General features: G+C 40.5%; 13 protein-coding genes and 1 pseudogene. 8 read left to right on the top strand and 6 right to left on the bottom strand.

Going from position 1 to position 21,960, the window contains the following annotated elements:
• The first annotated feature begins 799 nt into the window (after nucleotides 1-799).
• Entirely contained in the window at nucleotides 800-1,792 is a 993-nt protein-coding gene (locus tag ABJK37_RS00070) for an endonuclease/exonuclease/phosphatase family protein (RefSeq protein WP_348348813.1), read from the top strand.
• 29 nt (nucleotides 1,793-1,821) lie between these two features.
• On the opposite strand, the gene ABJK37_RS00065 is transcribed toward ABJK37_RS00070, so the two are convergent.
• Nucleotides 1,822-3,417 (bottom strand): diguanylate cyclase, encoded by a 1,596-nt coding sequence (locus ABJK37_RS00065; protein WP_348348811.1) that lies wholly within the window; start codon nucleotides 3,415-3,417, stop codon nucleotides 1,822-1,824.
• Between the two features lie 475 nt (nucleotides 3,418-3,892).
• Between ABJK37_RS00065 and ABJK37_RS00060 the strand changes: the two genes are divergently transcribed.
• Nucleotides 3,893-5,068 (top strand): Gfo/Idh/MocA family oxidoreductase, encoded by a 1,176-nt coding sequence (locus ABJK37_RS00060; protein ID WP_348348809.1) that lies wholly within the window; start codon nucleotides 3,893-3,895, stop codon nucleotides 5,066-5,068.
• Between the two features lie 208 nt (nucleotides 5,069-5,276).
• On the opposite strand, the gene ABJK37_RS00055 is transcribed toward ABJK37_RS00060, so the two are convergent.
• Nucleotides 5,277-6,038 carry an AraC family transcriptional regulator gene (locus tag ABJK37_RS00055; RefSeq protein WP_348348807.1) on the bottom strand — a complete coding sequence of 254 codons (762 nt, stop codon included), beginning with the start codon at nucleotides 6,036-6,038 and terminating at the stop codon, nucleotides 5,277-5,279.
• 323 nt (nucleotides 6,039-6,361) lie between these two features.
• Between ABJK37_RS00055 and ABJK37_RS00050 the strand changes: the two genes are divergently transcribed.
• From ABJK37_RS00050 to ABJK37_RS00040, 3 genes are all read left to right on the top strand, one after another.
• Nucleotides 6,362-7,837: a nucleoside hydrolase-like domain-containing protein gene (locus ABJK37_RS00050; RefSeq protein ID WP_348348805.1), complete on the top strand. Its 1,476-nt coding sequence runs from the start codon at nucleotides 6,362-6,364 to the stop codon at nucleotides 7,835-7,837.
• Between the two features lie 603 nt (nucleotides 7,838-8,440).
• The gene (locus tag ABJK37_RS00045) at nucleotides 8,441-11,020 is read left to right on the top strand and encodes a TonB-dependent receptor (protein ID WP_348348803.1); all 2,580 of its coding nucleotides are present in this window, start codon (nucleotides 8,441-8,443) and stop codon (nucleotides 11,018-11,020) included.
• 138 nt (nucleotides 11,021-11,158) lie between these two features.
• A complete protein-coding gene (locus tag ABJK37_RS00040) occupies nucleotides 11,159-12,667 on the top strand; it encodes a tryptophan halogenase family protein (RefSeq protein WP_348348801.1) in 1,509 nt (502 codons plus the stop codon).
• A 66-nt stretch (nucleotides 12,668-12,733) separates the two neighbouring features.
• On the opposite strand, the gene ABJK37_RS00035 is transcribed toward ABJK37_RS00040, so the two are convergent.
• Nucleotides 12,734-14,164, bottom strand: coding sequence for a glycoside hydrolase family 32 protein (locus ABJK37_RS00035; RefSeq protein WP_348348799.1), 1,431 nt, complete (start codon nucleotides 14,162-14,164; stop codon nucleotides 12,734-12,736).
• 149 nt (nucleotides 14,165-14,313) lie between these two features.
• On the opposite strand from ABJK37_RS00035, the gene ABJK37_RS00030 reads away from it, so the two are divergent.
• The 3 genes from ABJK37_RS00030 (at nucleotide 14,314) to ABJK37_RS00020 (ending at nucleotide 18,041) form a co-directional block, all read left to right on the top strand.
• Nucleotides 14,314-15,324: a LacI family DNA-binding transcriptional regulator gene (locus ABJK37_RS00030; protein WP_348348797.1), complete on the top strand. Its 1,011-nt coding sequence runs from the start codon at nucleotides 14,314-14,316 to the stop codon at nucleotides 15,322-15,324.
• A 21-nt stretch (nucleotides 15,325-15,345) separates the two neighbouring features.
• Nucleotides 15,346-16,587 (top strand): MFS transporter, encoded by a 1,242-nt coding sequence (locus ABJK37_RS00025; RefSeq protein ID WP_348348795.1) that lies wholly within the window; start codon nucleotides 15,346-15,348, stop codon nucleotides 16,585-16,587.
• A 71-nt stretch (nucleotides 16,588-16,658) separates the two neighbouring features.
• Nucleotides 16,659-18,041 (top strand): MFS transporter, encoded by a 1,383-nt coding sequence (locus ABJK37_RS00020; protein ID WP_348348793.1) that lies wholly within the window; start codon nucleotides 16,659-16,661, stop codon nucleotides 18,039-18,041.
• On the opposite strand, the gene ABJK37_RS00015 is transcribed toward ABJK37_RS00020, so the two are convergent.
• The 3 genes and pseudogenes from ABJK37_RS00015 to ABJK37_RS00005 all read right to left on the bottom strand — a co-directional run.
• Nucleotides 18,038-19,957: an alpha-amylase family glycosyl hydrolase gene (locus tag ABJK37_RS00015; protein ID WP_348348791.1), complete on the bottom strand. Its 1,920-nt coding sequence runs from the start codon at nucleotides 19,955-19,957 to the stop codon at nucleotides 18,038-18,040. The genes ABJK37_RS00020 and ABJK37_RS00015 overlap by 4 nt on opposite strands.
• Nucleotides 19,958-20,166: 209 nt before the next feature.
• The gene (locus ABJK37_RS00010) at nucleotides 20,167-21,126 is read right to left on the bottom strand and encodes a PfkB family carbohydrate kinase (RefSeq protein WP_348348789.1); all 960 of its coding nucleotides are present in this window, start codon (nucleotides 21,124-21,126) and stop codon (nucleotides 20,167-20,169) included.
• Between the two features lie 370 nt (nucleotides 21,127-21,496).
• Nucleotides 21,497-21,676 (bottom strand): annotated as a pseudogene (locus ABJK37_RS00005) (heteromeric transposase endonuclease subunit TnsA); the annotation flags it as partial.
• Nucleotides 21,677-21,960 lie beyond the last annotated feature (284 nt).

Here is a 21,960-nt window from a genome sequence, read left to right as displayed (position 1 = left end):
TAAGTCGAAGTTAAGTGGATTGAGTTTTGGCTGGCTAAATATCATTGGGGTTTCGTTACGCCTTACGCATCAGATGATTTGGATAATATTCTATAACTCAAATATTTACGTTTGTTCATAACACCCAATAACGGCTGCAGCAAAAAAATAAGACTTTTCGGGAAATACACAATATAAGTATGTAGCCTAGTAAGAATGAAATACTCTGCATCCAAAAAGCGTGTTTTGGCGATCAATAAACGTCGCTACTGTTATTCCAAAAGATTGTTGCACGGTATTACCAACGATTGCTTGTTAGATTGCCACATCAACCCAAAGGTTAACAATATGTTAATTATGTTAGCGCATTTTAATCACTGAAAGTTAAGATAAATTCGGCAAATAAATGCAATAAATTCGGCGTGTGAAAATTTATTAACTTGCATTTAGTGCTTCGATTGAGTGATCACTTGTGTGAATCCCGATATTGTAAACGGTGCTTCGTAAATATTGGGTGATAGTCAATTCAGTACCTCGCTTCGGTCACTTTCGTTAAGGCTGTTATCGCTTTGCCCTAAAAGGGTTTACATCAGTGGTTAATACAAATCCATCATAACAATTGATCGCTCAGCGAGGTTTAAAATCACCTAATCAAGGCGCTCGTGTTCTCTGAGTGACTAATTGATAAGATGAATTGGTATAATTAGACAGCAAGTTACTTTTAATACAGAGTTCTTTGGGATTGACACTTGGGTACTTTTCAATTCATCTCATAATTTTTGTTCTATTGTTAGAGAGCTATTTTTAATTGGGAGTCATTATGTTTAAAGTTGCGACCTTTAATCTTGAGAACTTGGATATATCAAGTAGTGAGTACTCACCTTCTATAAGTGAGAGAATTCCGGTATTGCGGGGTAATTTAACTAGACTAAATGCTGATGTTTTATGTTTACAAGAAGTGCATGCTCAAGAGTTGGCGGAACATACGGCTAATAATCCAATGCGTGAATTATCAGCATTACGTATGTTAATTTCTGACACTCAGTATGCCAACTATTACTTAGTGCATACTGTGACTTCAGATGAACAAGCCTACGACAAGCGGAACTTGGTAATACTATCACGATGGCCAATTACTTTTTCAGAGCAGTTTAAACACCATCACTTAGATAAATTACAATATCGTAAGGCTACGGCATTACCAGTTGAGACCGCTAAAGATGTCAGTTGGGAAAGGCCTATTTTATATGCTCAGATTAATGTGCCGAGTTTTGGACTTGTGCATATTGTGAATTTACACCTGAAGTCACGGATTGCCTCAAATGTGAAAGGTCAAAAATCAAATACCTATACTTGGAAAAGTGCTGCAGGGTGGGCAGAGGGCTATTTTTTGTCATCTATAAAACGAGTTGGGCAAGCCCTTGAAACCAGATTGCTGGTGGATGACATTTTCAGCAAAGACTTAAATGCGAAGATTATTGTTTGTGGTGACTTTAATGCCCAACCTGGTGAAGTGCCGGTAGAGGCAATTTGCGGTAGGGTGGAGAACACTGGCAATCCTGATTTGCGTCGAAGTGTTTTGCTTCCTTGTAGCTCTGCCATTGCAGAATCTATCAAGTTTAGCCATTTGCATCATGGTAAAGGGAACTTGTTAGATCATATGTTAATTTCTCAGGCTATGTACCATATGTTTGATAAAGCCGATATCTTTAACGAAAACTTGCATGATGAAAGTTTGCCTTTTGCTAGCGATATCAAGTATCCGGAGTCTGACCACGCGCCTTTTCTAGCCACTTTTGTGCTTCAAAATTGATTTATCGTTGCAACTGCTTTGGGAAATGACTAATCAGCCGAGTAAAATTCGACGCGGCCGCGGCCTTGTTCTTTTACTTTGTACATAGTGTCATCTGCATTGACTAATAATTCATGGAGTACCTTGCCATGTTCGGGAGCAATCACTAAACCAATACTTGCTCCTACCGAACAATTCAAATCAGGTTGTATTTGGATTGGTTGTTGTATTTGAGCTAATAACTTTTCCGCCTTTTCTTTGATGGCGTCGTAGTTGTCGGCATCGTCGTTAAAGGCGATAACAAATTCGTCGCCGCCCCAGCGAATACAAACGTCGGAATCAGCGTTAAACATTTTAATGATACGTTTGGACAACTCCTTTAAAACCTTATCTCCTGCTTCATGACCATAGGTATCGTTAATGGGTTTGAATTTATCTAAATCAATCATCATTAGTACAAATGGCTGTTGATTTTTGATGCTAAAAAACAGCATTTTGTTGAGTTTTTTCTCGCCAGAACGTCTATTCAGTAAATGTGTTAACAGGTCGTGGTCAGCTTCGAAACGGGTTTGTAGTTCTCTTTCGGCTCTTTCGGTTACGTCATATAGAATAACTTCAACCATAGGGCTACCTGTATCACGCTGTTGAGCACGTTGATCAGTGACTTTGGCAAATAAACAATGCATCCATTTTTGTTTGTCGCCAACATTACACTCTATGTCTAAGGCAACTTGAGCAACTTGAGGTTTGTTGCGAATTTCACGTAATAGTTGTTGAAGCTTATCTGGATTTGTTAGCAGTGTAGGAAAATGTAACGTCGTTAATTCGTCGTTATCTTGTTCAGAAAAATAAGATTTAAATGCTGGATTAAAAGTGGTGATTGTATCGTTATCATCAATTAAACAAATCCCCGCACTGGCTTGTTCGAAGATCAGCCTGAATTTACGTTCAAGAATTTGGGTCTGAACTCGCAAGTCTTTCTCGACACTAAAAGAGTGATGCAGTTCATGCATCAAAGCATTAATGCCAGTGACTAACTTAGCAATTTCATCTTTACGTTTGTATGGCAACATTCTCATGGTATCTGGGCTATGCGGGTCAATCAGATCAAAGCTATCAATTAATTTTTGAATGGGTTTAGTGAGTCTTCGATGAACTAAAAGGGACACAAAAAATGCCAATATGAGTGAAACGGCTAGTAAAATAAAAATCTCTTTTCGGGTACTGTCTTGGGTTTGTTGCTGAATAAATTTGTCATCTAAGTAAATTTGCAACACACCTATTTGCTGATTCAATATAAAGGGATGGTTTAATGGCAAAGAGATTTCTTCTGAATTGCCGGATAACTCACCTGAAAGAGCTTCTAAGCCTTCGTTGTTACTAAGTTTTACGCTTTTTATTGATGGGTTGATGGCTAGCCCATTTACAATTTCTTGGGCCAGTTCGGTGTCACTGACATAAGCGGCAATTACGGCAATTTGTTCTACCGTTTTTGATAGTTGTTCGGCCAGTAAATAACTAGATTTCTGTCGTGACTCTAAACCAAAATAATAGGATAACGCTGAAGCAAAAGTCGATACCACAATAGCTACCATGGCAATGGCAAGCGCAACTCTGACATACAACTTTTGACTAATTCGAATCAAATCTAAGTACCAATTTCGGGGAAACTAAAACTATACAACGGTGAATATAGGCCATTATTGACTTAGATTCTGTTAATTGTTTTGTAATTATACATAAATTTATTGATGGGTAACCTACACAAAATAGCAGTAATTTTCGACACACTTTACTGTACTAGTTAGTTTGTAACAAAACGAGTGATAATCAAACTTGTTGCTGGAATAATTTGTGTCAGATCAAGGTATTTCCAAATAGAGTGTCTGAGCAAAGTAGAGATTGCAAAAAACCCTAAAGATTACCTCTTGCTTAGCACTTCTGCAGTTTTTTGCAATTTTCACAAGCACTCGAAGTCACAATTGTATATTTTAGTACTAGTGTTTTTTAGGCGAATAATATCAACGCTGAAATGTTTGCAGTACCGTCCGAATAATTCATATTTATCATAGTATCGCGCTATTATACTGAGCAACATCATATTAACAATTAGGTGAGTAAATGAGTGAATTTAATAATAAAGTACGCATGGGAATGGTCGGCGGTGGCCAAGGCGCATTCATTGGAGCAGTCCATAGAGCTGCAGCTTCGATTGATGGAGAAATTGAATTAGTATGCGGCGCTTTCAGTTCATCTCACGAAAACTGTTTAGCAACAGGCAAGGAACTGCATTTAAATCCCGATCGCTGTTATGCCGACTTTAATGAAATGTTCGAAAAAGAAGCGGCTCTGCCCAAAAATGAACGAATGCAATTTGTGGCTATTGTAACCCCCAATCATTTACATTTCCCCGTAGCAAAAGCGGCAATTGAATCAGGCTTTCATGTAATGTCTGATAAGCCTGCCACTTTTACGTTAGACGAAGCCATAGCATTAAAGGCCGTGTTGGATAATCATGATGTGTTGTATGGATTAACTCACACTTATACTGGCTACCCTCTTGTAAGAGAAGCACGACAACGAATTGAAGCAGGTGAGCTAGGTGAAATTACCAAGGTTGTTGTCGAGTATTCACAAGGATGGTTATCTGACGCCCCTGGCCCAGACAACAAACAGGCTAGCTGGAGACTCGACCCTCAGCGTGCTGGAGTAAGTTGTTGCATGGGAGACATAGGCGTTCATGCAGCCAATCTCGCTGAATTTATTAGTGGGCTGGCCATTACCAAGCTTTGCGCTGATTTAGCGCCTGTAGTACCTGGCCGAGAGCTTGATGACGACGGCAATGTATTGTTGCGTTTTGATAACGGTGCTAAAGGAGTGTTGATAGCTAGCCAAATTAGTGTCGGGGAAGAAAATAACCTCAATATTCGCGTTTACGGCTCTAAAGCCAGTATTGAATGGCACCAAATGGAGCCAAACTCCCTTATCCTAAAATACAACGACAAACCTTCACAACGACTGCGAACTGGCGTCGGTAATTTTCATCCGGCAGCCGCAAACTCAATGCGCACTCCGGCTGGACACCCCGAAGGGTATTTGGAGGCATTTGCAAATTTATATATGGATTTTGCTAAACAGATTCGAGTTTTTAACGATGTTGAGGCAACAGCAAAATTAGATAGTCAAGCCCCAGGCATTGACGAGGCCATTCGAGGTATGGCGTTTATCGAAAATTGTGTTGCGGCAACGCGTTCAGAACAAAAGTGGGTTGATTTTAAACTTGAGAATGTGCTGTAAGAATGAGTTGTGAATATCGCAGATGTTGCAAATTTGAAGTGAATTTTAACTAGACAGTCAGTTAATTTCGTAAACCAGTAACCTTAATCGACTACCTCAAAGCCGATGATAGAATGATTCGGCTTTTTGTTAATACTCAGACTGAAAATGCCGCTAGGTTTTCAGCGAAAAATAAAATGTAAACTGAGACGTTGGATATTGTGGTTTGTTATCTGAAAGTGCCATCACCAAGGTTAGACTCGAATGACTTTTTTCGTACTTGTGAAGGTAGTTCGCCAAAAAAAGCTTTGAATTGTTTACTAAAATAACTGTGCTCAGAAAAACCGCATTGGTAAGCAATTTCCATAATGGGTTGTTGCGTTTCAATTAATAGTCGACGGGCATTTTCAAGGCGGATTTCATTTATAAAGCGTTTTGGTGTTTTTGATAGATATTTTTTAAAACGCCGTTCTAAGGCGCTAATCGACAAAAATGCCAGTTTAGCTAACTCCTCAATACTGATATCTTGATGATAGTTTTTGCGTATGAATTCGACTGGTGCTTTGATGGCACTTATTGTTGAAATCTCATTGGATGATCTTTCTAGATGATTGGTAAATCCGTATGAGCCAACAATTTCGTTGCGACTGTTGAGAAGGGGGCGTTTAGTGGTCGAAAACCACGAAAATTCACCATTAGGACGCAAATTGAGTTCAACTCTGTTAGTTACTAGTTCGCCCGACATGACTTTTTTATCGTCCATCATAAATTGTTTGGCAATATGAGGCGGCGACAATGAATCATCATTTTTACCTACTACTTTTGCTATGTCGCTAAAACCATAAGTGTCTAAGAATGCCTGATTGGCGTATATGATGTGACTGTTTTGGTCTTTAATCCAAAATAGTGTATTCGGCAATAGATCAAACATATGCACAATTTGTTGTATTCCAATTTCTTCCAAAAACTCAGTATCTATCAATTCTTGCATGGTATTTCGCTTGCTCTGTTAGTTTTTCACATACTTCTACAACATCATAACGCCGAATATGTTGCATGCATAACTGAATTTAAAACTGATATTAGAGCGCGCTAGACGTTACAAAGTCTCTAATGGTTAGTTCGAGTCTTTTGATTAGCGAGAAATCGATCCGAAATATATTAACAATAATGAAACATTTGGTAATGGTATCACTCGTGTACTCAGTGGTAGAGTTTTGCAACTCACTTGAGGTTAGATTAAGCAAGCTAATCGCGATGTATATTAGCCTCAGCAACACAATTACAGGATTCTAAATTATGATCGGTAACCAGATGCAAATTAGTAAGATTGCTGTTTTAGTCGCAGTCCTTGGGACTGTTTTTACCGTATCCATGATGCTTAGTGTTAACGCTAAAAACCTTGGTGACTCATCCTCTAAACCAGTGCTTCAGCGTATGATAGTGTTATCTGATATAGAGGCAGATCCTGATGATAGCCAGACCTTTATTCGGCTATTTCTTTATGCAAACCAAATTGAACTGCAAGGGCTGATTGCCACCACCTCGGTTCATCAAAAAAACATGGCTGCAGTAAGCTCAATCGAATACCTTATTGATGGTTATAAGCAAGTGAAAACTAACTTGGCCTTGCATGAAGAGGGATTTCCAGAAGCGAAAGAGCTCAGAGCCATAGTTAAACAAGGATTGCCTGTTTACGGTATGCAAGGTGTTGGGGATGGAAAAGATTCAGAAGGTTCTGATTGGATCATTAAAGTACTGGAACAAAGTGACCCTAGGCCCTTATGGATTTCAGTTTGGGGGGGAGCCAATACCCTAGCGCAAGCGTTATTCAAACTAAAGAATAACAAGAGTGAAGAGGAACTAAATCAATTAATTAGTAAGTTACGCATTTACACCATTTCGGACCAAGATGATTCTGGCGCTTGGATAAGAAAGAATTTCCCCAAGCTATTTTATATTGTCAGTCCTGGTGGATATGGGGCCGCGACTTGGACTGGTATCAATAGTTATGTTAAGGGGATCGACAACCACACCATAAGTAATCAGTGGTTGCTAGACAATATTCAGCAGGCTCACGGACCATTGGGTGCAATGTACCCAGATGTAGCTTATGGAATGGAAGGAGATACGCCTTCTTGGCTCAGTCTAGTTCCCAATGGCTTGAATGAGCCTAATTATCCCAATTGGGGTGGATGGGGGGGACGTTATGAGTTGTATATCCCGCAATTGAAAGACATGGATCCATCGGGGTTTACCGGCGGCGTAGTCGTTGAACCAGAAACTAGAGCGATTTGGACTAATGCTATAGACCAATACACGCCTCCCGTTGCTGGAGAGTATGGCCGAACCTTAAAACCGGGAAATCAAACTTTTAAGGGTTATAAAGAAACGTTGTGGCGTTGGCGAGACGCGATCCAAAATGACTTTGCATCGCGTATGGATTGGACTATCAAATCATATAAAGAGGCTAATCATCCGCCTGTACCTAAACTCAATCACGATCAAAATATAATAGTGAAATCTGGGAGCTCATTTCACTTAGATGCACGTGGTTCAAGTGACCCAGATGGAGATAGCCTCAGTTACTATTGGTTTAATTACCCTGAAGTCGGATCTATGGAAAAACAACCGGTCAAAGTTGACAGTGCTGAAAATATGGCAAGAGTACATGTCAAAGCCCCTGTGGTAACACAGACCGAAACCTTGCAATTTGTGCTACAAGTTACCGACCGTGGTACTCCAGCTTTAACGCGCTATAAGCGTGTACATGTAAAAGTTATCCCATAAGTGACGTAATACATGTGAATACTAGGTTGTTCGCGCAATGATAGTCAGGCTGTGGACGTTACCATGGCCTTGAAAGTGATGCTTATTAGTCTCTTGTTTTTGGGGGAGCACATAAAGAATCTAGCACAAAGCTCTTATTCGGCTTTGAGCGAACAACCGCCTGTCAGTAATGACGCCCTAAACGGCAAGTTTACCGAGTAAGCTGACAGTGACATCCTGCCTTATATACCCCCGTCATAACCGCGAAAGCGGGAACCTCCAAAACCAATTGGCTAATCCAAAAGAATCGCCCTTCTCAACATGGAAATTTCTGTATTTCTTTATTAAAAGAGTGAAAAGGAGTTCAACTTTCTAAGCCTTTTTTGATAATTAACATCAAAATCTAGTTCTACCCACGATCATTAATAACAGCGTCTCAATAAACATCGAGGCTAAGACGCTAACGAACCAAAAAGATAAAAATAGTAATTATAAGTTGCAACTTGGTAAATAAATTGTAAAATGTCCATCGTTAGTCAATTCGTAGACCGCTTTGTAACAATAATTAATGTTATCCGTTTACGATAGTAATCAATTTGTTATTAATATTATTCGGGAGGCCACATGGGTCATCATAAAATTAGTAAGAGAAACGGAATTCAATCCAAGAAAAAAACATTATCTGTTGCAATTTCAGCACTTATTGCAGGATCTAGCGCTGCTATGCTGGTAACGAGTGCGACTGCAAATGCTCAAGAAGAAGCAACAGAACAAGAAATTGAACGTATCTTTGTAACCGGTGTACCCGGTGGTAGTTCAGACCCGCTTGAATCTTCAGTGTCTATTTCGAGTTTAGAGGGCGATAGCCCAGTGTATGAAGTATCTCGCACAACGGCTGAAATACTTAGACAAATACCTGGAGTTCGTTCTGAAGCATCTGGTGGTGATGGTAATGCAAACATAGCCATCCGTGGTTTACCTATTGCGTCAGGTGGGGCTAAATTTCTTCAACTATGGGAAGACGGTCTTCCCGTACTAGAATTTGGTGATATTTCATTTGCTAACGCCGATATCTTTTTGCGAGCAGATTCAAACGTAGCTCGTGTTGAAGCCATTCGTGGTGGTTCATCATCTATACTGGCAAGTAATTCGCCGGGCGGAGTGATTAACTTTATTAGTAAAACAGGTGAGCGAGGCGGTGGTTCTGCTACTCTTACCAAAGGTTTGACTTACGATAGTACTCGTTTCGATTTTGAAGCAGGTCATAATTGGGAAAATGGCTGGTATGGTCATATTGGTGGTTTCTACCGTGTAGGTGAAGGCCCTCGTGAAGCTGGTTATGACGCTAATAAAGGCGGGCAAATTAAAGCAAACCTTACCAAAGAATTCGATGGTGGTTATATTCGCGGTAACATGAAGCTTCTTAACGATCATGCGGTCGGTTATATGCCAACGCCTATGTACGTAAGTGGCACCAACGCTAACCCTACATACTCTTCGATTCCAGGTTACTCGGCGAATGGTCATACCTTACAAAGTGTATACACCGATTCGGTTCAAGTACTAAATGAAGACAATACTATAGGGCAAAGAAGTCTAGCCAATGGTATGGAATCAGACGTAACTCAGTTTGGATTTGAAGTTAATTTAGATGACATTGGCGGTGGTTGGTCATTGCTGAATAAATTTAAAATGGCTGATATTAAGGGCGAGTTCCTTGTTCCTTTCCCTGCATCCGTGGGCTCTCAAGATGACCGTGGTGCATTTGCTGGGAATTATTTAGCGGGTACCACTGACCGCACTGATTTCAGTTATGTGTATGCAACAGGCCCAAGCACAGGTCAACAACTCGACTCATCAACATCTCTTGCTCTTGTGCACTTATTCCACACTGAAATGCAAGACTTAAGTAACCTAATGAATAACTTAGATTTGAGTAAGGTTATTTCATTGTCTGGTGGTGCTGAATTAGAGATTCATACCGGTTGGTATCACTCAGAGCAAGCCACTGAAAACTTTGCAAGCTGGCCAACTTATTTAACATCTGTTGAAGGCGATGGTAACACTGCTTATGTTGATGTGATTGATGATGTTACGGGAGAAACGTTAACAGATGGTGGACTTATCTCTTATGGCCCTGCAGAGTGGGGAGACTGTTGTGTTGGTGGTTTCGACATTGATACCAAAATTGATGCGCTGTATTTCAACACCACTTACATCTCGGGAGACCTAACGCTAGATGGTGGTATTCGTTACGATCAAGGTCGCACGACGGGCCAACGTTCACAAGCTCCTAACACAGTGACTAATTTTGATTTAAACAATGATGGCGTTATTAGCGCAGTTGAGCGTCAAGTTACGTTACATAACTCATCTCCAGAATTTGCTGTTGATTTTGATTACGATTACTTCTCTTACAGCTTTGGCGCTAATTATCTGCTTGACGATGACTTGAGTGTTTTTGCTCGCTACTCGTTAGGCTATCGCGCGAATGCAGAAAGGCTAATGGGGCTACTTTATACTCCAGCAAATGTTGTTGATCCGGATAGCTCTGCTTTTGGAAAGCGAGTAGGAGATATTGACGACGCGCGCATTGAAAATAAAGTAACCATGATGGAAGCCGGTATCAAATACCGTATGGACGATTTTGACATAAATGCGGTGTATTTCTTCGCTGAAACAACAGAAGTGGTGGGTGAAAGCCGTGTCACAGGTGGACCATTATCTTTGCGTGATTATGAGTCTTCAGGTATTGAAGTTGAAGCGATTTATTCTATAGGGGATTTCAACTTCTCAGGAAACGTGACCTGGACCGATGCTAAAATTGCTAGTGATGATCTATTGGAAGACTTTGTTGGCAATGTACCACAACGTCAAGCTGATTGGGTATATTCTGGATTAGCCACCTACGATACCGATTCATACACTATCGGTTTGAATTTGGTGGGTACCACTGACTCGTACGTACGAAATGAAAACGTATTAGTCATGCCTGGTTATATGACAACCAATGTGTTTGCAACTTATCGTTTCAATGATCAATTGTCGGTATCGTTTAATATTAATAACTTGACCGATGAAATTGGTTTAACAGAAGGTGAGGATGCTGCTGTGGGAGCTCCTGAGCCATTCACTAACGAATTTGTTAGAATGCGTTCAATAAGCGGACGAAGCGCTGTTGCAAGCGTCAAATATAGCTTCTAATTAAGGCTATGTACCACAAACTCTGTGTATGACTCTTTGTGAAGGGTCTTTGAGGGGGCCTTTGGTCCCCTTTTTTTGTGGTACATTTAACACAAAAAATTTAGTCTAAATTTTATTTTGACCATTGAGAATCAATCTATGAAAAAACCTCAGAATGCGATCAACAAAGTCGTTATCGTAGGTGGCGGCACTGCTGGTTGGATGAGTGCTTCTGCTTTGGCTAGCTCTTTTAAAAATAAACAATTAGACATTACTTTGGTGGAGTCTGATCAAATCGGAACCATTGGTGTTGGCGAAGCAAGTATTCCGCATATAAAAACCTTTAATCGTCATATTGGAGTAAATGAAAAAGACTTTATGAGACGAACTCAAGCCACGTTTAAGTTGGGTATTGAGTTTGTTGATTGGAAGCAAAAAGGAGAGCGGTACTTTCACCCCTTTGGACCCTATGGTATTGATATGGAAGGGGTAAGCTTTCATGCTTTTTGGCAACGCTTGCAGGCCAGTGACCATAGTGATTCCCTCGATCAGTACAACATTATGGCGATGGCCGCTAAGCAAAACCGCTTTAGACACCCAGTGCAGCAAAAAAATACCCCCTTATCTGAAATTGGTTACGCCTATCACTTTGATAGTACTTTGTACGCTGGCTACTTGCGTGAACTCGCTGAACAAAAAGGCGTTAAGCGCATAGAAGGGCGAGTTGTCGATACTCAATTACGAAACGACAACGGTTTTTTGCAAAGTATCTCCATGGAAAACGGTCAAATTTTAGAAGCTGATTTATTTATCGATTGTTCAGGATTTTATGGTTTGCTAATCGATAAAGTCTTTAAGGTACCATTTGTCGATTGGAGCCAATATTTACCGAATAACAGTGCCTGGGCTGTTGGCAGTGAAAAAATCCATTCTCAACCGCCATATACACGGTCTACGGCTGTGGAGGCCGGATGGCAATGGCGGATCCCGTTACAAGAGCGCACCGGGAACGGCATTGTTTATTCAAGTGCTCATACCGATGACCAGACAGCACAAGATACATTATTGCAAAACATTGAAGGCAAATTATTGGGTGAGCCTCGAAAAATAAGTTTCACAACAGGTCATCGTGAAAAACTATGGGTTAAAAATTGTGTCGCAATTGGCCTTTCTTCTGGCTTTTTAGAACCTTTAGAATCCACATCAATTCATTTAATACAATCTGGGATATCCAGACTAATTAGACTTTTCCCAGACTTAGATTTTGAACAAATAGATATCGATCATTTTAATCAGCAATCTGTTACAGAACTCGAACAAATCCGTGACTTTTTGATTTGTCACTATAAAGTCACAGAGCGCACCGATTCAAGCTATTGGCAGTACTGTAAAAATATGGAAGTGCCGAATAGTTTATCTCGTAAGCTATCCCTTTTTGAAAGCCGTGGGCGAATATTTCGAGAAAATGAAGAACTGTTCAACCGTTATTCTTGGCTAGCCGTGATGGTAGGACAAGGTCTAACGTCTAGGGGATACGACGCAAATGCAGATGTATTTTCAGAGCAAGAGCTGCAAAAACGAATGGCTGATATTAAGCATGTAATTGGAACGAGCGCTAGTTCAATGCCTGAGCATGGAGCTTATGTAGAGAAGTATTGCAAATCCTGAGATGAAACCGCACCTTGAAATACAGTGTTTAGCAATTTAAAGAAGCTAAACACTGTATTAAACGATTTAAGCCAGCGCTTCTAAATTCTTGATGATCACGTTATTTACGTGTTCAGAGATATCTAAGCCGCTAAAGGGTAATGATGGAAATACTAGTGTAGTGATACATTGCTCGCCGTCATTAAAAAAACATTCGAATGAACAAGTATCAGCATAAACCTCTAAATGTATCGTATCGTTCGTATTGAACACAATGGGTATGCTCAACGTTGAGTTAAACCCCTTTTCAGAAAACCCAGCTTGACTTCGGTCTACTGTTATTTTTTTATCTGCTAGGTTAATAGATATGGAAAAGACTTCATCTTTTTCATTTGTCCACACTATATTTGTTTCCGCTTCTTTTGGGGATACATTAAGTGCGAGTTTATAGGCTTGTGGTAGGCTATGACCGCTTTCAAATTGTACTTCTTGAGTCCCACATGCGTCGAAGTCAGGGAAAGCGGGAGTTAATAAACAATATGAACCATTACTTTTGCTTAGTTTTATTTTTCTAGGCAGTGTCATCGCGCCTCGCCATCTATCGTCTGGCGTATCATTTGCGTAATTCCAGTTGCTCATCCACGCCGTGTATAGTCTTTCCTCAAGTATATTGGGTGTGTTATCCCAGGTGATACCCGCATAGCAATCAGTACCATGATCTAACCATCGAGTTTCTTTATCCTGAGAAGTAAATTCAACGCCATCGAAGTTGCCGATGAAATACTGAGTCGCAGAGCCACCGTTTGGCCCACCTGGATTAATACTAATTAATAACACCCAGCGCTCTAGACCCGTTTTGTGACAACGTAAGGGGAACAAATCAGGACATTCCCAAACGCCTCCATGCGCCCCTATGTTTTCACCAAACTCTGATAGTTTTGTCCACTTCTTTAGATCTGTAGATTTATAGAAATGTACGCATTGTCCAGCCACTACCGCTTTAACCCAATATTGTTCGTCTTGGCCATCGAACCACACAACCTTTGGATCTCTAAAGTCTTTCAATCCTGGGTTGGCAATAACAGGATTTTGCTCAAACATCGTAAAGTTGTCGCCGCCGTCTACAGAAAAAGCGATACTTTGCACCTGCTCCTCTTGCACAGACTGCTGTGTAAAGGTAGCAATCACAGGAGGTATGTCATCAATACCAAAACCCGAAGTGTTGTTTATATCAACTACAGCTCCACCTGAAAAAATGTATCCAAGCCCCTCAGGCTCCGCATATAAAGCCATAGGCTTATGTTTCCATGTGATAAGGTCAATTGACTCGGCGGCGCCCCAGTGCATGTTCCCCCATACTGTGGCATCGGGGTTCAATTGAAAGAATAAATGATATTTACCGTTTAAATAAAACAAGCCGTTAGGATCATTTATCCAGTGTCCTAATTTATAGAAATGGAAGTGTGGATCCCACGAAGTATTTTGTGACAAGAGGGTGGGGCTAACTAAATTCTGCATAACTGACTCACAATAACAAAGATGGGAAAAAAGACTTGATAAAATGTCTATCGTTAGTCATTATGATGACTTATTTTAACAAATTGTCAACAAATTCGAACAAATGTGTAAGACTATTTGTCCATTTGAAAATATACAGTTGAATATTTATGTCATCCATTAAAGATGTTGCTTTAAAAGCCGGGGTTTCTGTTAAGACAGTGTCGAGAGTACTGACCAACTATAAAGGTGTCAGCGCTAAGACCAAACTTAAGGTAAACGATGCAATGGAAGAGCTAGAGTTTTATCCTTCAGCTGCTGCTCAAGCCTTAAGAGGACAAGAAAAAGGCGTTGTTTGCGTGATCACTGAAAAACTCACAACCACGCCTGACTCATTCGACATTATTGCCGGGATCCAGCACGAATGTGAAAAACATGGAAAATTACTCATGATTGGAGAATCAGGAGGAAACGTCAAAAGCTTTTCTCGTTTAGTCGATGATTTTAGGCGACAACGTGCTGAAGCTATAATTTTTGCGACCGTGTATCATAAAAAAGTCAGCATAAAAGAGTCTTTTAACAAGTGTCCACTAATTTTGGTCAACTGTTATGAAAGCATTCTGAGGCACCCAACAATCGTACCAGACGATTACTTAGGCGCATTTCATCTCACTAAAGAACTGATTAAGCTTGGGCATACAAAAATTGCTTACTTGACGCTATCTAATGATATTGCTGCTACTCCACTACGGACAAAGGGTTTTAGAAAAGCCCATCAAGAAGCCGGGTTAAGGGAAGACAACGGCTTAATTGTAGAAGGTGTATGTAACGACCCTAATGACGAGTTTGCTGAGCTAGAAAATGCCTTAAAAGACATTATGTCAAGACCAGAACGTCCTTCGGCTATCTGTTGTGGTAACGACAAAATGGCTATGCGTGTGTTTATGCTCATTCGGAAAATGGGTTATAAAATTCCTGAAACTATCTCGATAGTTGGTTACGACAACTACAAGATCATTGCCGAGAATCTCGTTCCGAAACTGACTACAGTGAGCTTGCCCTATTTTGAAATGGGGCAAATTGCAGCACAAATTGCGATTAACAAAGAATTGCAAATTAATACCAAAACTCAAGAGATTAGCGGGCAGTTGCTTTTGCGAGACTCGCATAGTTCTGCGTAACAATATAATAGAGGAAAACTAATGACTGATGCCCTATCAAAACGCAACTACTGGTTACTCAGTGGTTGTATACTCAGCTTCTTTTTAACATGGTCATTTTGTTTCTCAATTTATCCCATTTGGCTAAATCAAGCGATTGGTCTAGACGGCACTGAAACTGGACTGGTATTTAGTATCAACGCCTTAACAGCACTTTTTATCATGCCGTGTTACGGCTTTTTGCAAGATAAGCTAGGAATGCGTAAAAACCTACTCTGGTTTGTCGGTCTAATGCTGCTGCTCAGTGGTCCGTTTTTTATCTATATTTACACACCGCTACTTAAGTATTCTCTGTATTTAGGGGCTGTCGTAGGCGGATTTTATTGCTCGACTGCATTTTTTGCCGGTGTTGGCGCTGTTGAAACCTATATTGAAAGGGTTGGGCGTTCCACAGGGTTCGAATTTGGTAAAGCTCGTATGTGGGGATCTGTAGGTTGGGCAATTGCAACCTTCTTCACGGGTCAAATTTTTAATGTATCAGCAACCCTAAATTTTGTACTTGCTAGTCTTTGTGCGTTGATATTTTTATCATGCCTTTATTTCGTCAAAATTAGTGACACTACGGCAAAGCAATTAGAGTTAAACAAGCAGGCTAGTGCGTTGAAACTGAGTGACGCAATCGGCCTGTTCCGTCAGCGTAAATTTTGGGCATTCGCTACTTGGGTTATTGGTGTTTCATGTATTTATGGTGTTTACGATCAGCAATTTGCCGTTTACTTTTCAGCACAATTTCCGACCCAGGCTGAAGGTAATGCCATGTATGGTTACCTAAATTCTTTTCAAGTTTTTCTAGAAGCTGGAGGGATGTTCATTGCACCTTTCATTGTCAATAAAATTGGCGCTAAAAACGGATTACTTTTGAGCGGAGCAATTATGGCATTGCGCATCATAGGCTCTGGCTATGCGGCAGACCCTATTTCGATTTCAGCCATGAAGCTGTTACATGCAGCTGAATTACCCATCATGCTAGTGGCGATCTTTAAGTATATTGCAGCAACATTTGATGCAAGATTATCGGCTACCATTTATATTGTCGGCTTTCAGTTTATGGGGCAAGTCGCCGCCAGTGGTTTATCGGTGCTACTTGGAATGCTGTACGATGCGATTGGATTTGCAGATGCGTATAAAATTATAGGGCTTGTCGTGGCATTTTTCGTTTTTGTATCGATGTTTGTACTGACATCCGATAAAGGAAAGTCATTAGACTCTGTGGCTGCAACTTAGCCAAAAAATATAGAATTAACACTCAGTAAAAAGCTCTTTTACATCAAACATTGCCCAACAAGGGAATTTTTATGCAAGCACAGCACGATTCGCAGCAGCCTCTTTCGTTTAAAGAGAAACTAGGTTATGGCTTAGGGGACATGGCCTCAAATTTTTACCTTGGTTTTTTTGGTTTATATTTGCTGTATTATTTTACAGATATCTATGGTTTGGCGCCGGCGGCTGTCGCCCTTATGCTTCTGATATCTAAAATTATAGATGCAGTCAGCGATCCCCTTATGGGAGCAATTGCAGATCGCACTGAAACGAAATGGGGTAAATACCGACCTTATCTTTTGTGGGGGGCTTTGCCTTATGGACTATTAGGCTTTGCCATTTTTTTTGGTCCAAATTTCTCTGATACAGGAAAGCTAATTTACGCTTATGTTACCTACATTGGAGTAATGTTAGCTTTTACCGTCATCAATGTTCCCTATTCTGCTCTTTTGGCTGTGATTTCGCCATCAAGTGAAGAACGAACCAAAGCCACCACCTATCGACTTGTATGCGCTGGCATTGGTACGCTTTTAATTGCAGCATTTGCCACCCCATTAGCAAAATTTCTTGGTGATGGTGACGACGTTATCGGCTTTCGCTTAACAATGGCCATATTCGCTATCGCTTCAGTGCTGATTTTTTGGTTTACCTACGCCACGACCAAAGAGCGCATTCGTTTGCCGAAACATGAGTCCTCGATATTAAAAGATATCTCTGTACTGTTAAAAAACACTTCGTGGATAATGTTGGCTTGTGCATGCATTTTAGTTGTAATTGGTCTGATAGCGCGCTTTTCTTCTATCATTTATTACGTGAAATATTATATGAAAGATAGCGGTGAAGCCGTTTTTTGGATATTTGATAGAGTCGCAGTGTTCACCTCATTTGGTATTATTGGTCAAATCATAGGCGCAATGATTGCCTCATCTCTGGTCATTTACTTTTCTAAACACCGAATTGTGCTTTTTATGTGCTTACTGCACTCAGTACTTTTGATAATTGGCTATTTCGTGCCACCTGAAATGTATAGCCTAACTGTTTTGTTGCATTTTTTCGGAATCGGGACCTTTGGCGTGATAATCACACTTTTCTTTTCTATGTTCACCGATTGCGCAGAATATGGAGAGTGGCTCACTGGCAAGCGTACTTCTGGTCTTACGGTATCGGCATCCATGTTTGCCTTAAAGTTTGGCTCTGCCTTGGGTGGTGCACTACCGGGTTTCATATTAGCTTACGTCGGTTTTGTCGCCAATGCTGAACAAAGCTTGGAAACCGTTACTGGCTTACGTTTAATGGCAACAGCACTGCCTGCGGTACTTTTCACTATTGGCGGTTTGATGATGCTTTTTTACAAACTCGACAAAGAGTTCGTTGCGAAAATTGAAAACGACCTTAAATATCGTCGCCAGAACGCCTAAACTTGTTTATCAACCCTTAACCACATGTATTGATAGGGCAGAATTTTTTGATTTTCAGAGAGCGCTTTAGTGCTGCCATCACATAAGTCGGTAGCAGTGCTTTGGCCTAGAATGTCAAATGTATGGGGATGAATAGTAAGCTCATACTCACTAAAATTGGCTATGCATAAACAGCGTTCAGTTTCATTCTCTCGTAAATAAGCAAAGCAGTGATCATTGGGAGGAGATAAAAAGCGGGTTATAGCATGACCTAAAACTGAATGTTCTTGGCGGATAGCAATCATCGTTTTTAAGGATTGTGTTACCTTTTCGTTAGGAGAGTTGGCTAAGGTTTCATTATTCACTTCTATGCGGTTTACCCAACGAGCATCATGCATTTTACTCGGATCTTCTTCATAGCTGTAATCATTTAGGAGCGCAAAGTCATCACCCGCATAGAGCAATGGTACGCCACCAATGCTCATGATAATGCTATGTACTAACAGTATTCGTTTGTTGGCTAGGTCAATAGCAACTTGATTATTCTCTTGTTGAGCACGCTCTAAACCGCAAAGTGACGCTAGTGAACCACATACTCTGCAGTCTCCGTTATTGGGGTTCTCAGCAAAGGCAACGCCGTTTGCAAAACTACCCTCAAAACGCCCGGTATAAAATTGGTTCAAGAAAAAACGGTGATCATCCCCCTTTATACCAAGCTCGCTGGCAAGCTGATCATCAAATGTCCAGCCAATATCATCGTGGCAACGCACGTAATTAACCCATGAGCACTCTTCGCTGATATCACCCGTTTTTTGCATCGATGCACTAAGAAGCCTAGTTTTGCGCGTTGCAAGGCTGTTCCAAATTAATGCCATAAGTAAAGGATTGTATGACAGCTGACACTCTTTTTTATCGATGTATTTTAGCACTTCATCAGGATGAACGATTGCTTCTGACTTAAATACAACGGCCGGTGCAACAATTTGTAAACAACAATTGAAAGCTTGAATAAGGGTATGAGCTTTGGGCAGGTTCTCACAATTTGTGCCTTTCTCTTTCCAAATAAATGCTAGCGCGTCAAGGCGTAAAGCGTCACAACCAATATTAGCTAAGAAAAGCATCTCGTCAGCAATTGCATTAAACACACTGGGGTTTGAGTAGTTTAAATCCCATTGAAAATTGTTAAAGGTAGTCCAAACCCATTTACCCGTAGTCGGCTCAAAGCTAAAGTTTCCTCTGCGTACTTGAGGAAATATCTCACGTAGATGCACTTCATACTCTTCGGGCTCCGACTTATCGTCAAACATATAGTAAAATTGTTGATGTTCGAAACTGCCGTCTTTTGCTTTTAGTGCCCAATCGTGTTCATCAGACGTATGGTTAAATACAAAGTCCAGAACAATATTTATGTCTGCCTTGTTAAAGGCTTTAGCTAAGTCACGTAAATCGTCGATAGTGCCAAGTTTTGGGTCAACACAACGGTAATCTGACACGGCATAGCCGCCGTCACTGTCACCTTCTGGTGAGCGGTACAGTGGCATAAGATGGACGTAGTTTATGCCCATACTTTTAAAGTAAGGCAGTCTAGCTTTAAGCTTTTTAAGATCGCCGCCAAATAAGTCAACATACAAGGCCATGCCCAGCATGTTTTCACTTTTATACCAAAAAGGATCGGCAAGTTTGTGTTTATCTTTTTTCTTCAACACTGCAGAGCGCTCAGTGAAGCCTTTAAGCAATACTTCCACTAACGACTGAATATGATAATAAAAGTCATATTGCCAACCATATACCTCATAATAGGTTTCGAATAAGGTAGGGAAATGTTCATCAAGCCTAGCTCGGAATAGATTTTGCTGACTTTTACTGAGCTGACTGAGGTCGATTTTCTCAAGTATGCGCGTAAGTGTACGTTGACTCTCAAATCTAAAATCTTTCATACAAATCCTCTACACTAAAAATAACTCGATACGGGCAATTCATGCAGATTTACCCCAAAAAGAATATGACTTACGAACACTGGTTTTTGATCAAAAGCATCATAATATGATAACTGGTGTAAATATCTGAATAAACAAAATTTCAAGGGGCGATTGAATTAAACATGCTTACCACAAACAGTGTCATGACGTTGCGAGATAATGCTAGCTCAGCCCCTAGTTTTAAGTGCTAGCGCAGTTTCTACTTCTTGTTTCGTTGGCGGCTGACAGCCGCATTGTTCAACATTTAAGGTAGCCGCCATTAATCCATAAATAAGCGCGGCTTCCAATTTAGCCTTGTTACTCACTATGTGCTCGAACGAATCTTCGTTAGTGGTCGATAAAAGCTTTGACAAAAAAGCCGAAAAAAACGTGTCGCCAGCACCCACTGCATCCTCAAATTTAGCGGGTTGAAATACAGGTTGGCTCACAGTGAAGTCATTACCCAGTAACGTTGCACCTTCGGCCCCTTCAGTTAATACAACTAGGCCGTTATCCAACATTGACAATATTTGCCTAGCCCCTTCGATTGGCGGTAAATCGATACCAAGCAAGTTTAAATCTTCATCACTTACTTTAACAATGTCAGCAAACTTCAGTAATTCTTTTACAGCAGCGATATATTTATCATTATCTAATTCAACGCCTTTTCGCATATTGACATCGACACTAATCAATACATTTTTACTTTTCAAATATTCGAAACATGGTCCTAGTACCGTTAGCATCGAGGGTACTAAGGTTAATGAACCTGAATGGAATAATTGAATATCATTAGGCAAGGTCGCAATGAGCTTTGCTGCGCTGACATCCAAGTCAGCCACGTTACTTCGATACAATGAATAATCGGGCTGCCCACTCGCATCTAAGCTTACGACAGCAAGTGAAGTTAGTTTTTTTGAGCGATTCTGGTCTGGCAATATCATGCCTTCGCTTTTCGCATAATCATAAATTCTATCTCCGTAGCGATCGGTTGATATGGGCGATACGTAGACTGTTGAAATACGTTGCTTGACAAAACTCCTTGCGACATTGAATGGTGAGCCTCCAATGTGCGCTGTTAACGTATGATCTGGCTGTTCTATCAAATCAAAAAGTGCCTCACCAAAAACCGCTGCTTTTAATTGCATACTATTTACTGCCTCTATTTACACGGCGCTAGGTTGAAAGATAATTATTCAAACCTAATGTGACGGCCGTTTTTATCATATAAAGAATCGACTTGAATTAAGACTGAGCTAGGAAACTAGAGGTCGTTAAACTCCTCTAATGTGTTTTGATTTCCACTTTGCAAAGTCTATAGCTTGGGTCTAATCATACGAAGCTCATTATCAAATATTTCCTAAGCTATTTCTTCATTGATTTTTTTATTAATTATTCCTTTATCGATAGTGATTTCATTTTGATTTAAATAAACTGTTAGATGAACTTCACGTGGGACACATTAAAATGCCAATTGCCTTAATGGGGACTTTGCGTGAAGCTTTAGCTGCCGAAATATTGTTTAGTCAGCTCACGATCAAGCGGAAATTGTTCCCTGATATTCGTAACGTCACTGCGCCATTCGAGCAATAGAAAAAATGCAGCTTCGAGATCAGATAGTAGATAGTGAATACGCAGCGACTTGTGACCAAAAATTCTATGAGAACGCCCATCAGAAGGGACATCCCTTACCGTCAACAGATTTTACAGGATTTTACCAAGTCAGGATTTTACCAAGTCACCCATAATAAGATTTTGAGTCTACCTCAAAGATTCACTATTGATTTTCAGCGTGCAAATGGTTTGGATTGACTGAGGTCTGAGCAGAGGGCGAGTTTCAACCTATTTAGTGGAAATAATAGATATTCAACGTAGTGGTGGGCACAACTGTGCCTTCTTAGTTATAAGTTGACTGATTTGTTAAGGTTATGCGCAGCGTAGCAATGTTTTTGCTTTACCCATGCCTCGAATACGTTGATGGC

Origin of the sequence: Paraglaciecola sp., from assembly GCF_039964565.1 — a bacterium.
Classification (GTDB): Bacteria; Pseudomonadota; Gammaproteobacteria; order Enterobacterales; family Alteromonadaceae; genus Paraglaciecola.
This window is presented reverse-complemented; position numbering and strand designations above follow the sequence as displayed.